Annotated in this window: 9 protein-coding genes; 6 read left to right on the top strand and 3 right to left on the bottom strand. The window is 61.1% G+C overall.

Annotation, left to right across the window (positions count from 1 at the left end; all coding sequences use genetic code 11):
• The first annotated feature begins 81 nt into the window (after positions 1-81).
• The 3 genes from NN484_RS05875 (at position 82) to NN484_RS05865 (ending at position 3,286) form a co-directional block, all read left to right on the top strand.
• Positions 82-630 (top strand): cupin domain-containing protein, encoded by a 549-nt coding sequence (locus NN484_RS05875; RefSeq protein WP_274658719.1) that lies wholly within the window; start codon positions 82-84, stop codon positions 628-630.
• Between the two features lie 181 nt (positions 631-811).
• Positions 812-1,228, top strand: a complete 417-nt coding sequence (locus tag NN484_RS05870; protein WP_274659278.1) for a c-type cytochrome — start codon at positions 812-814, stop codon at positions 1,226-1,228.
• Positions 1,229-1,363: 135 nt separating this feature from the next.
• Positions 1,364-3,286: an acetyl-CoA hydrolase/transferase C-terminal domain-containing protein gene (locus tag NN484_RS05865; protein ID WP_274658718.1), complete on the top strand. Its 1,923-nt coding sequence runs from the start codon at positions 1,364-1,366 to the stop codon at positions 3,284-3,286.
• 130 nt (positions 3,287-3,416) lie between these two features.
• Here the strand turns inward: NN484_RS05865 and NN484_RS05860 are convergent, their stop codons facing one another.
• Together NN484_RS05860 and rep are read right to left on the bottom strand one after the other, a co-directional pair.
• Complete coding sequence (locus tag NN484_RS05860; RefSeq protein ID WP_077044775.1) at positions 3,417-3,989, bottom strand: xanthine phosphoribosyltransferase; 573 nt, start codon at positions 3,987-3,989, stop codon at positions 3,417-3,419.
• Positions 3,990-4,046: 57 nt separating this feature from the next.
• Entirely contained in the window at positions 4,047-6,056 is a 2,010-nt protein-coding gene (gene rep / locus NN484_RS05855) for a DNA helicase Rep (protein WP_025113231.1), read from the bottom strand.
• A gap of 254 nt (positions 6,057-6,310) precedes the next feature.
• On the opposite strand from rep, the gene NN484_RS05850 reads away from it, so the two are divergent.
• On the top strand, positions 6,311-7,981 hold the full coding sequence (locus NN484_RS05850) for a putative bifunctional diguanylate cyclase/phosphodiesterase (protein WP_127648067.1): 1,671 nt from the start codon (positions 6,311-6,313) through the stop codon (positions 7,979-7,981).
• A gap of 81 nt (positions 7,982-8,062) precedes the next feature.
• Here NN484_RS05850 and NN484_RS05845 read toward each other — a convergent pair whose 3' ends face one another.
• Positions 8,063-9,457, bottom strand: a complete 1,395-nt coding sequence (locus tag NN484_RS05845) for a NorM family multidrug efflux MATE transporter (protein WP_127648139.1) — start codon at positions 9,455-9,457, stop codon at positions 8,063-8,065.
• Positions 9,458-9,615: 158 nt separating this feature from the next.
• Here NN484_RS05845 and NN484_RS05840 point away from each other — a divergent pair, with 158 nt between their 5' ends.
• A complete protein-coding gene (locus tag NN484_RS05840) occupies positions 9,616-10,536 on the top strand; it encodes a LysR substrate-binding domain-containing protein (protein ID WP_215500556.1) in 921 nt (306 codons plus the stop codon).
• A gap of 191 nt (positions 10,537-10,727) precedes the next feature.
• Positions 10,728-12,704: a methyl-accepting chemotaxis protein gene (locus tag NN484_RS05835; RefSeq protein ID WP_274658717.1), complete on the top strand. Its 1,977-nt coding sequence runs from the start codon at positions 10,728-10,730 to the stop codon at positions 12,702-12,704.
• Positions 12,705-12,715: the final 11 nt, after the last annotated feature.

The raw sequence follows: 12,715 nt of genomic DNA, 5'->3' as shown, positions 1-12,715 counted from the left end.
GCGGGGGCCAAGTGTTGTAAATACTGAACGCTGTCGCCATGATAACGCTCAATATTCTTACAACATCAGGAGGCTCCCGCCTTGGACGTCGGTGAACGACTGCAATCGATCCGCAAGCTCAAAGGGCTTTCCCAGCGTGAACTCGCCAAACGCGCGGGCGTCACCAACAGCACCATTTCGATGATCGAAAAGAACAGCGTCAGCCCTTCGATCAGTTCGCTGAGGAAGGTTCTGGGCGGGATTCCCATGTCCATGGTCGAGTTCTTTTCCGAAGAAATCCTGCAGGACATCCCGACCCAGATCGTCTACAAGGCCAACGAGCTGATCGACATCTCCGACGGCGCCGTGACCATGAAGCTGGTCGGCCGCGCACACCCGAGCCGGGCTATCGCGTTCCTCAACGAAATCTACCCGCCGGGTGCTGATACCGGCGAAGAAATGCTCACCCATGAAGGCGAGGAAACCGGGATTCTGGTGGAAGGTCGTCTGGAGCTGGTGGTGGGTCTGGAAACTTTTATTCTCGAAGCCGGCGACAGCTACTACTTTGAAAGTACCAAGCCGCATCGTTTCCGTAATCCGTTCGACGCGCCTGCGCGACTAATCAGCGCAGCCACGCCGGCGAATTTTTGAACAGAGAGGCGCCAGGCCATGACGGTGAAGGCGTTCGATGAGTTTTCCACTGCGCGGTATAACCCCTTCGACTATGGGGTTGTTTCAGTGTGGCGGGCTACCCGCTATACTTGCGCCCGCCTGCGAACCGTGGCCGCAGGCGTGAATAGCCACCATTGAGGGTGAACGCGTGAACCTAATTATGAAAATGCTGGCCGCACCAGCAACCGTACTGGCCCTCTGGGCTGTCAGCGCTCAAGCTGCGACGAATGACGACATTGCCAAGCGCCTCGAGCCGGTCGGCCAGGTGTGCGTTCAGGGGCAGGAATGCAAAGGGATGGACGTGGCTGCCTCCGCTGGCGGCGGCGGTGGTGCGAAAACGCCTGATGAAGTGATTGCAAAACATTGCAACGCTTGCCACGGCACGGGTCTGTTGGGCGCACCGAAAATCGGTGACACCGCCGCGTGGAAAGACCGTGCCGATCACCAGGGCGGCCTCGACGGCATTCTGGCCAAAGCCATCACCGGCATCAACTCGATGCCACCGAAAGGCACCTGCGCCGATTGCTCGGATGACGAGTTGAAAGGTGCGATCCAGAAGATGTCCGGCCTGAAATAAGGCGCGCTTCTGATGAAAAAAACCGTCTTCGGACGGTTTTTTTGTGCCCGTGACTCGCGGCTTGGGCTGTCCTTTGCAGCAAAGTCGAGGCAAGCTCGGTCTACCTCTATTCACGGAACGGGCAGGAGGCTTCAGATGGTGCAGTTGTGTTCGATCGAACAGGCAGTGGACGACGTGCTCGCACGCTTGCCGGCGCATATTCATATGGGCATGCCGCTGGGGCTGGGCAAGCCCAATCACTTCGTCAATGCGCTGTACCGGCGCATCAAGGGCCTGCCCGAGCGACAACTGACGATCTACACCGCGCTGTGCCTGGGTCGGCCGACGCTGGGCGACGGATTGCAAAAACGCTTCATCGAACCCTTCGTCGAGCGCGTGTTCGGTGACTACCCTGAATTCGATTTCCTCGCCGACCTGCAGCGTGACAGCCTGCCCGCCAACATCCGTATCGAACAGTTCTTCATGCAGCCCGGCAGCCTGCTCAACAGCGCGCCGGCGCAGCAGGATTACGTCAGCAGCAACTACAGCCACGCCGCCCGTGACATCAACGCCGCCGGCCTCAACCTGGTGGCGCAGTTGCTGGCCAGCAGCAGCGAACACCCTGACCGCCTGAGCCTGAGCTGCAATCCGGACATCACCCTCGACCTGTTGCCGATGATTGCCAGGCGCCGCGAAGCAGGGGAGACCATTCTGCTGGTCGGCCAGGTGCACACCGATTTGCCGTACATGCCCGGCGATGCCGAGGTCGATATCGACACCTTCGACTTGCTGATCGACGCGAAGGACAGCAGCACGCTGTTTTCCACGCCGAACATGCCGGTGGGTTTTCAGGATCACTTCATCGGCCTGCACGCCAGCACGTTGGTGCGCGACGGCGGCACGTTGCAGATCGGCATCGGCTCGATGGGCGATGCGCTGACCGCCGCATTGCTGGCGCGGCAAGCGGACAACGCCGGTTATCAGGCCTTGCTCAATGACATAAACCTCAGCCAGTGGGCGCAGTTGATTGAGCGCGAGGGCGGCACCGCACCGTTCGCCAAAGGCTTGTATGGCTGCAGCGAAATGTTCGTCAACGGCCTGCTGGTGCTGGCGGACGCCGGGATCATTCGGCGCAAGGTCTACCCCGACGTGCAGACTCAGGAACAGGCCAACGCCGGCACCCTCGATGAAGCGGCGCAAACCGATGGCATCTCGGTGCACGGCGGTTTCTTCCTCGGCCCGCGCAGTTTCTACGAGCGCCTGCGTGAGTTACCGCAGAGCAAACGCCTCGAATTCAACATGACCCGCATCAGCTACATCAACGAGCTGTACGGGCAGGAAGAGTTGAAGCGCTTGCAGCGCCTCGATGCACGGTTCATCAACACCGTGTTCACCATGACGCTCATGGGCGCAGGCGTGGCCGATCAACTGGAAGACGGGCGGGTACTCAGCGGTGTTGGCGGGCAGTACAACTTCGTTGCCCAAGGCCATGCGCTGCACGATGCGCGCTCGATTCTGATCCTGCGCAGCTGGCGCGAGTCCGGCGGCGAGGTCAGCTCGAACATTGTCTGGGAGTACGGCCACTGCACGATTCCACGGCACCTGCGTGACATCGTGGTCACCGAGTACGGCATCGCCGATTTGCGCGGCAAGTCCGATGCGGTGGTGATCGAAGCACTGCTCAATATCAGCGACTCACGCTTCCAGCCGGGGCTGATCGAACAGGCGCAGAAGGTCGGCAAGCTGCCGAAGGATTTCCGCCTCGATCCACGTTTTGCCGAGAACACACCGCAACGCTTGCAGGCAATTGCCGCCAGGCATCCGAATCTGTTTCCGGAGTATCCGTTGGGCTGTGATTTCACGGCGATCGAGCGGGATCTGTTGCGGGCGCTGAACTGGCTGAAGAGCAAGTTCAAGCTGACCGAGATTCTGGAACTGGGCAAGGCTGCGCTGGATGCGCCGGAGGCTTCGTTGTATCCCGAGCATCTGGAGCGGATGCAGCTCAGCAGCCCGGAAGGCCTGAAGGAAGACCTGTTTCAGCGTTTGTTGCTCACTGGCCTGAAGGCCACCGCGCACTAACCGCCCACCGCAAAACCTGTAGGAGCTGCGGCACGCTGCGATCTTTTGATGTTGATTTCAAAAATCAGATCAAAAGATCGCAGCCTCGTTTCACTCGACAGCTCCTACAAGGGTAATGCGGTGTGGCGGGTCACTCGATGAAGGTGACAACGCCATCTTTCAGCGATTTGACGCGAGCCAGCGATTCAACGCGGTAGCCCTGCGCATCCAGCTCGGCACGGCCGCCCTGGAACGACTTCTCGATCACGATGCCCAGGCCGGCGACGGTGGCGCCGGCCTGCTTGATGATCGAAATCAGCGCCTGGGACGCTTTGCCGTTGGCCAGGAAGTCGTCGATGATCAGCACGCGGTCGCTGCTGGTCAGGTGACGTGGAGAGATGGCCACAGTGCTTTCGGTCTGCTTGGTGAACGAGTAAACGGTTGCCGACAGCAGGTTTTCAGTCAGGGTCAGGGACTGGTGCTTGCGGGCGAAGATCACCGGCACGCCGAGGTTCAGACCGGTCATGATCGCCGGGGCGATGCCCGAGGCTTCGATGGTGACGATCTTGGTGATTCCCGAATCCTTGAACAGCGTGGCGAATTCGTCGCCGATCAGCTTCATCAGGGCCGGGTCGATCTGGTGGTTCAGGAAGGCGTCGACCTTCAGGACCTGGTCGGAAAGCACAATGCCTTGTTCGCGGATTTTCTGGTGCAATGCTTCCATGAAGCTGTCCTCATTTGGCGCTTTGTGCGCCGAAGGTCTAGTAAAAAGTGGTCAATTCTAGCGCTTTAACATCGCGCGTATATCAGCCAGTGCGCTATTGCCGCGTACGGCTTTGACTTCGGTCGGTGTGTCGTCGTTGCCTTCCCACGCCAGATCGTCCGGCGGCAGCTCATCGAGGAAGCGGCTTGGCGCGCAATCGATGATCTCGCCGTACTGTTTGCGTTTGGCGGCGAAGGTGAAGGCCAGGGTCTGTCGTGCGCGGGTGATGCCCACGTAGGCCAGGCGGCGTTCTTCTTCGATGGTGTCGGCTTCGATGCTGGAACGGTGCGGGAGGATTTCCTCTTCCATGCCCATGATGAACACGTAAGGGAATTCCAGGCCCTTGGACGCATGTAGGGTCATCATCTGCACGCCTTCGGCGCCGTCCTCTTCTTCCTGCTGACGCTCCAGCATGTCGCGCAGGACCAGTTTGCCGATGGCGTCCTCGACGGTCATCTCGCCGTCTTCGTCTTTTTCCAGGGTGTTCTTCAACGCTTCGATGAGGAACCAGACGTTGCTCATCCGGTAGTCCGCGGCCTTGTCGCTGGAACTGTTGGTGCGCAGCCAGTTCTCGTAGTCGATGTCCATGACCATGCTGCGCAGCGCCGAGATCGGGTCTTCGCCGGCGCACTGTTCACGGACCTTGTCCATGAAGCGCTTGAAGCGCGACAGGCGATCGGTGAAGCGGCTGTCCAGATGTTCGCCCAGGCCGATTTCGTCGGTGGCGGCGTACATCGAGATCTTGCGTTCGGTGGCGTAGTTACCGAGTTTTTCCAGGGTCGTGGAGCCGATTTCCCGGCGCGGCACGTTGATCACCCGCAGGAAGGCGTTGTCGTCATCCGGGTTCACGATCAGGCGGAAGTAGGCCATCAGGTCCTTCACTTCCTGACGGCCGAAGAAGCTGTTGCCGCCGCTCAGGCGGTATGGCACCTGATGGTGCTGCAGTTTCAGCTCGATCAGCTTGGCCTGATAGTTACCGCGATAAAGGATGGCGAAATCGCTGTACGGGCGGTCGGTGCGCAAGTGCAGGCTGAGGATTTCCATGGCCACGCGCTCGGCTTCGGCGTCCTCGTTGCGGCAGCGGATCACGCGGATCTCGTCACCGTGGCCCATTTCACTCCACAGCTGCTTTTCGAATTCGTGCGGGTTGTTCGAGATCAGCACGTTGGCGCAGCGCAGAATGCGACTGGTGGAGCGGTAGTTCTGCTCCAGCATCACTACTTTCAGAGACGGGTAGTCGTCCTTGAGCAACATCAGGTTTTCCGGCCGCGCACCGCGCCAGGCGTAGATCGACTGGTCGTCGTCGCCTACCACGGTGAACTGGTTGCGCTTGCCGATCAGCATTTTCACCAGCAGGTATTGGCTGGCGTTGGTGTCCTGGTATTCGTCCACCAGCAGGTAACGCACCTTGTTCTGCCACTTTTCGAGGATGTCGGCGTGTTCTTCGAAGAGCTTTACCGGCAGCAGGATCAGGTCGTCGAAGTCCACCGCGTTGAACGCCTTGAGCGTGCGCTGATAGTGGGTGTAGACGATGGCGGCGGTCTGTTCTTTCGGATTGCGCGCGTTCTCCAGCGCCTGCGGCGGCAGGATCAGGTCGTTTTTCCAGGCGCCGATCATGTTCTTGATCTCGTCGACGCCGTCGTCGCCCGCATATTCCTTCTGCATGATGTCGGTCATCAGGGCTTTGACGTCGGTCTCGTCGAAGATCGAGAAACCGGGTTTGTAGCCCAGCCGCACGTGTTCCTTGCGGATGATGTTCAGGCCCAGGTTGTGGAACGTGCAGACCGTCAGGCCGCGACCTTCGCCGGCGCGCAGCAGGGTGCCGACCCGCTCCTTCATCTCGCGCGCGGCCTTGTTGGTAAAGGTCATGGCGACGATGTACTGGGCGCGGATGCCGCAGTTCTGGATCAGGTGCGCGATCTTGCGGGTGATCACACTGGTCTTGCCGGAGCCAGCGCCGGCGAGCACCAATAGAGGGCCGCCGACGTAGTTCACGGCTTCTTGCTGCCGGGGATTGAGTCGGGACATACGAAAATTCGGGAGTCGTTGACGAAATGGGCCGGCATTTTAACAGGCTCAGCGATTTGTGCTGCTCTCTCCGACTTGTGACGCACCACGCGATTCAAATTTGCCGGTTTTGTTACTTTCGCGGAGGATGCGCGGTGATTTTGCGGCTAATGTTCTCATTCATGACACAAAATAACGTTCTGATAATCGTTGTCATTGAACATCGCAACGGCATAATGCCCCGCCCACATCATTGCAGAGTCTAGGGAGCTAGCTTGTCTACGCCTGTCGAACCCTTGCGTTTGCTGCTACTGGCCGAAGCGCCAGCGTGGACAGCGTTATTGCGCGAGTGTCTGGCTCCGATGGGGAGCGCGGCGGTGCTGATCAGCGCGCCGAGCTGGGAGTCGGTCAGCAGTTTGTTCGACGACAACCGCCATGCGGTGTTGTTGACCGTCCCCGCGTTGCAGCCGGCCCCGGGCCGTTGCAGCCTGCCGACGGTGTTGCTGCTGGAACACGAACCGGCCACCGCGCCCGTTGGCGTCAGCGACTGGCTGGTGTTCGACGCCGTCGACGCCGGCATGCTGCGCCGTTGCCTGCGCCATGTGCGTGAGCGCGGCGTGCTGGAAAACACCCTGCAACGCCTCGCCGAACAGGATCCGTTGACCGGCATCGCCAATCGTCAGGGGTTCCAGACCTTGCTCGCGGCGCGCCTGGCAGAAAACGACGGGCGTGGCCTGGCCCTCGGGCATCTCGATCTCGACAACTTCCGTCACGCCAACGACGCCCTCGGCCATCAGGCCGGTGACCGTCTGATTCTGCAGGTCGTCGCGCGGCTGAAAAGCCAGCTGGAGGCGGGTGATCAACTGGCGCGGCTGGGCAGCGACGAGTTCGCCTTGCTGATCGACACCCGTCGTGCGCCGCAACGCGCTGAATGGATGGCCGAACGCATCACCGAAGCCTTGTCCGAACCGTATTGGGTCGATGGCGAAAGCCTGTTGATCGGCTCCAGCCTCGGCATCGCCCATGCCCGTGCACAAGGGGGCGCCGACCCGCTGATGTGGCACGCGCACATCGCCATGCAGCAAGCCAAAAGCACCCAGGGCTGCACTTTCCATATCTTCAACGAACGCATCAACCGCAATGCACGGAGCATGGCCGACCTCGAAAGCGAGCTACGTCGCGCCTTGCGTCGCGATGAACTGGAGCTGCACTACCAGCCACGCCTGAATCTGGCGGACGGCCAGATCGTCGGTCTCGAAGCCCTGGTGCGCTGGCGCCATGGCGAGCGCGGTCTGCTGCCGCCGAGCGAGTTCGTGCCGCTGGCCGAGCAGAGCGGTTTGATCGTGCCGCTGGGATACTGGGTGATATCCCGGGCCCTGCGCGACATGCAGGCGCTACGCGAGCGCGGGCTGCCGGCGCTGCACATGGCGATCAACCTGTCGTTCCGCCAGTTTCAGGACAGCCAGTTGCTACCGACGCTCAGCCGTTTGATCGCCGAGCGTGGTGTTGAAGCGCAGTGGCTGGAATTCGAGCTGACCGAGACCGCCGTGATGCGTCGCAGCGATCTGGTCAAACAGACCATGGACGCTCTCGGCCGCCTCGGCGTGCGTTTCTCGCTGGATGATTTCGGCACCGGGTTCTCGTCGTTCGTGCACCTCAACAGCCTGCCGATCACCTTGCTGAAGATCGACAAGAGCTTCGTCGGTGGCATGGAACAGCGCGAAGAGAACCGCAAACTGGTGCACGCGATGATCAATCTCGCGCACAACCTGCATCTGGAAGTGGTGGCCGAAGGGGTGGAAACGCCTGAACAGCTGGATTTGCTGCGCGGCTTTGGCTGCGATCAAGTGCAGGGTTATCTGATCAGCCGGCCGTTGCCGTTGGCGGAACTGGTGGAGTACCTGACCTTCGGCGCCAGCCAGCAAAACCTGGTTGAGGCTATTTAAAAGATCGCAGCCTTCGGCAGCTCCTACACTATTGGAATGCGTTCCCCTGTAGGAGCTGCCGAAGGCTGCGATCTTTTGATCTTAATCCGCGCGAACGGCTTCGAACCTCTGTGGAACCGGCTCCAGCCGAATCATCCGCTTCATCTTCCATTCAAACGCCAGCGTCAGACTCACTGCCGCACACGCCAGCCCCAGCGCCAGACCCCACCAGACGCCGGTCGGCCCCCAATTGAGGTGGAACGCCATCCACCACGCCGCCGGCGCGCCGATCAGCCAGTAGCAACCGAGGCCGACCAGGAATGTGGTTTTTGCATCCTTGAGCCCGCGAATGCAGCCCATGGCGATCGTCTGTGTGCCGTCGAACAGCTCGAACCATGCCGCCACCGCCAGCAGGCTCACAGCCAGACGAATCACTTCGGCAAACGCCGGATCGTTGTGATCGAGGAACAAGCCGACCAACTGATTCGGCAACAGCCAGAACACCATGGCGAATCCCAGCATGACCACCGCGCCGAACACGATCCCGACCCGCCCGGACATCCGCGCATCGAGCAGTTGCCCGGCCCCATAGTGCTGGCCGATGCGCATGGTGATTGCATACGACATACCGGCGGGCACCATGAACGCCACCGAAACGATCTGTAGGGCAATCTGGTGTGCGCCCAGCTGTGTGCTGCCCATGGTGCCCATGCACAGCGCGGCGAAGGCGAACAAACCGACTTCTACTGCGTAGGTGCCGCCAATCGGCAGACCGAGGCGCCACAGTTCTTTGAGGTATTGGCGGTTCGGCCGCGACAGGCCGGCGCGCAACGGGTAAGCGTCGTAGGCCGGGTGCCGGCGGATGTGCCACGCGAGGGCCAGCGCCATGCAGTTGGCGACAATCGCCGTGACCAGCCCAATGCCCGTCAGCCCCAGTTTCGGCAGGCCGAACATGCCGGTGATCAGCGCGTAATTGAGCAGGAAGTTGGCCACGGTGCCGCCGAGGCTGATTACCATCACCGGGGTCGCCCGGCCAATCGCACTGGTAAAGCCGCGCAGGGCCATGAAGCTCAGGTAGCCAGGCAGGGCGAAGGGCAGGGCAATCAGGAATTGCCCGGCGGCGTTGACGTTGGTTTCGGTCTGGCCGAACAGCAGCAACACCGGTTTCAGATTCCACAACAGCAGCCCGGCGCCCAGCGCCATCAGCCACGCCAGCCACAAACCGGCCTGAGTCAGGCGCGCCGCGCCGATGATGTCGCCAGCGCCCTGACGGATCGCCACCAGAGTGCCGACTGCCGCGATCACGCCGATGCAGAAGATCGACACAAACGAATAACTCGCCGCCCCCAGCCCGCCGCCGGCCAGGGCTTCGGGACTCAGGCGCGCCATCATCAGGGTGTCGGTCAGCACCATCAACATGTGCGCCAACTGTGAAGCAATCAACGGCCCCGCCAGCCGCAGGATGGCCCAGAGTTCGGTACGCACAGGATGCTGCATGGACATCACCACTCATTGAAAGAGGGAGCAAGGAACCGTCGATTCTCGGCGCTTAAACGCTTTCGCACAAAGGGATAAAAAGGATGGGTGGCATGATTAAAACTCATCCAGAACAGATTCTGCTAAGTTGTCCGCAACCCGCTATAGGAGCTTTGCGAATGTCTCGTCGTCTTCCTCCCTTGTATGCCCTGCGCGCATTCGAAGCGGCGGCGCGGCACAGCTCGTTCACCCGCGCTGCCGAGGAGTTGTCGATCACCCAGAGTGCGGTGAGTCGGCACATTCGTACGCTTGAAGAGCATTTCGCCTGCAAGCTGTTCCACCGCAGCGGCCGCAACCTGCAGCTCACCGAGTCGGCGCGGATGCTGTTGCCGGGGATTCGCGACGGCTTTGCTGCCCTTGAACGCGCCTGCAACACCTTGCGCGCCGAGGACGACATCCTGCGCATGAAAGCGCCGTCGACCCTGACCATGCGCTGGTTGCTGGCGCGGCTCAGTCGCTTTCGTCATCTGCAACCGGGTAACGAAGTGCAACTGACCAGCGCGTGGATGGACGTGGATTCTGTGGACTTCAACAACGAGCCCTTCGATTGCGCGGTGCTGCTCAGTGATGGGCACTTCCCGCCAGACTGGGAAGCCAGCCTGCTGTTTCCCGAAGAGCTGATTCCCGTCGGTGCGCCGAACCTGCTGAATGATCAACCCTGGGATGTGGCCCGGCTGGCCTCCACCGAGTTGCTGCACCCGACCCCGGACCGGCGTGACTGGCGCAGTTGGCTGGAACACATGGGGCTGTCCGATCAGGTCTCGCTCAAGGGCGGGCAGGTGTTCGATACCCTGGAACTGGGGATGATCGCGGCGGCGCGGGGTTACGGTGTGTCGATGGGCGATCTGCTGATGGTGGCCGAAGATGTGGCGCAAGGGCGCTTGAGTCTGCCATGGCCGACTGCCGTCGCCAGCGGACTGAATTACTACCTGGTGTGGCCGAAAACCCGTCCGGGAGGTGAACGTTTGCGCCGCCTCAGCGACTTCCTGCAAGGCGAAGTGCGCGCGATGACGCTGCCGGTGGTCAAGCGCTTGAGCTGAAACGTTCGAGTCGCCACAATGATGGCCTTGAGCCATAACCCCGTCAATTACTCAAGTATTCGGTTTTACCGCCGAAAATGAGCATGTGGGACCGTCGTGCCGGTCTCCACGATTTCACCCCCCCATTATTAGAATTTTCCGAGCAGGCGCTGCGATCAAGGAGGATCCAGTGGCTCGGCCAGGAGCTGTCCATGTCTCAACCTCGTGCCCGGATCGCCTCGCAGCTGGGCTTTGCCCTTGCTGTGATACTGGCGATTGTCATCAGTGGCAGTACGGTGTTCGCCCTGCGTTCGCTGGATACCGCCAATCTCGCCACCCGTGAAGAGCACCTCGCCAGTGAAGCGCGGCTGCTGGCCGACCAGTTGAGCACCTTCCACGGCACGCTGCGCGAGAGCACCCAGCGTCTGAGCGGGTTGTTCGAGAAGCGCTTCAGCGCGGGCCTGAGCATTCATCCGGATCAGCCGGTGTCTGTGGCAGGTACCCAGACCCCGGGCCTGCACCTGGGCAGCGAAGTCCTGAACAACAACTTCAAGGAAGTCGACGAGTTCAAGCAGATGACGGCCGGCGTCGCCACGCTGTTCGTACGCAGCGGCGAAGATTTCGTGCGGGTCAGCACCTCGCTGACCAAACAGGACGGTACGCGTGCCATCGGCACCTTGCTCGATCATGCGCACCCGGCCTATGCGAAGTTGATGGCGGGACAGAGCTATGTCGGTCGCGCCTTGCTGTTCGATCGTTCCTACATGACCCAATACACCCCGGTGCGCGACAGCAGCGGCAAGGTGATTGCGGTGTTGTTCGTCGGTTTCGACTACACCGACGCGCAGAACGCCCAGTTCGACAACCTCAAGCGCTTCCGCATCGGTCAGACCGGTTCTCTGGCGCTGCTCGATGAGCAGAACAAATGGCTGGTGGCACCAGCGGGTGTACAGGCGTTGGAACAGGCGGTTACGGTGATCGGCGGCCTGGCCAAAACCCCAGGCAAAGGCCAGTTCTGGAGCGACAAGAACGAAGATTTCTACAGCGTTTCGGTGCCATTCGACGGTGGCCCTTGGGCGGTAGTGGCAAGCATGCCTAAAGCCGAGATTCGCGCGGTGACCTGGAGCGTCGGCACGCAACTGGCGATCGGCAGTCTGCTGGCGATGCTGCTGGCCGTGGGTTCGGTGGTGTGGTTGCTGCGCAGCAAACTGGCGCCCCTGAGTGATCTGGTGCGCCAGGCCGAAGCCCTGGGCGCCGGTGATCTGAGCGTGCGTCTGAACGTGTCGAGCAACGACGAAATCGGTCAGCTGTCCCGCGCGTTCAACCAGATGAGCCAAGCGCTGTCGACCATGGTCGAGCACATCCGCCGCGCCTCCGAAGAGGTCAACCGCCGGGCGCAGGCGCTGTCCGGTTTGTCCGGTGGCGCGTACGAAGGCATGGAGCAGCAGTCCGGGGAAATCACCAGCATGGCCGGCGCAGTGGAAGAGTTCAGCGCCACCTCGCTGAATATCGCCGATAACATGGGCAACACCCAGCGTCTGGCCCAGGAAAATGCCCAGCAGACCCAGATTGGCCGCACCTCGATGGAAGAGGCTTCTTCCTCGCTGGAGCAAATTGCTGGCGCACTGAACACCACGGCTACCGTGATCAATACCCTGGGTCAGCGCTCGCAGGAAATCGGCGGCATCGTCAGCGTGATCACTTCGATTGCCGAACAGACCAACCTGCTGGCACTCAATGCAGCCATCGAAGCGGCGCGGGCCGGTGAGCAGGGTCGTGGCTTTGCGGTGGTGGCTGACGAAGTGCGCAACCTCGCTTCGCGCACCCGTCAGGCGACTGACGAAATCTCCGGGATGATCCACAGCATCCAGCAGGAAACCGGCAATGCCATCAGCACCATGGAGCAGGGCAACGTGCTGATGCAGGAAGGCCTGTCGCGCAACGCCAACGTTGCTTCGGCGCTGGCACGGATCGACGAACAGAGCCGTTCGGCAGGGCAGCAGTTTGCGGCGATTACCACGGCGACGCAGGAGCAGAGCAGCACCGCGACGTTGCTCAGCAGCAATCTGCAGAGCATTGCGCTGGCCAACAGTGAGCAGCGCGAAGTGGTTTCCAACCTGGCGGTCACCGCCAAGGAACTGGAGAAGCTGGCGGCCGATCTGCGCTCCGAGGTTGATCGGTTTCGCTGATGCGGCGTGCC

The sequence above is a fragment of the Pseudomonas serboccidentalis genome, from assembly GCF_028830055.1.
GTDB classification, from domain to species: Bacteria; Pseudomonadota; Gammaproteobacteria; order Pseudomonadales; family Pseudomonadaceae; genus Aquipseudomonas; species Aquipseudomonas serboccidentalis.
Note: the sequence above shows the minus strand (reverse complement) of the source record. Positions and strands in the feature narration are given on the sequence as shown.

What these genes read in the sequence shown, in the direction of transcription:
- rep (WP_025113231.1), bottom strand. Translation starts at nt 6,056, where the DNA reads ATGTCCCGACTCAATCCCCGGCAGCAAGAAGCCGTGAACTACGTCGGC.
- NN484_RS05835 (WP_274658717.1), top strand. Translation starts at nt 10,728, where the DNA reads ATGTCTCAACCTCGTGCCCGGATCGCCTCGCAGCTGGGCTTTGCCCTT.
- NN484_RS05840 (WP_215500556.1), top strand. Translation starts at nt 9,616, where the DNA reads ATGTCTCGTCGTCTTCCTCCCTTGTATGCCCTGCGCGCATTCGAAGCG.
- NN484_RS05865 (WP_274658718.1), top strand. Translation starts at nt 1,364, where the DNA reads ATGGTGCAGTTGTGTTCGATCGAACAGGCAGTGGACGACGTGCTCGCA.
- NN484_RS05870 (WP_274659278.1), top strand. Translation starts at nt 812, where the DNA reads ATGAAAATGCTGGCCGCACCAGCAACCGTACTGGCCCTCTGGGCTGTC.
- NN484_RS05845 (WP_127648139.1), bottom strand. Translation starts at nt 9,457, where the DNA reads ATGCAGCATCCTGTGCGTACCGAACTCTGGGCCATCCTGCGGCTGGCG.
- NN484_RS05860 (WP_077044775.1), bottom strand. Translation starts at nt 3,989, where the DNA reads ATGGAAGCATTGCACCAGAAAATCCGCGAACAAGGCATTGTGCTTTCC.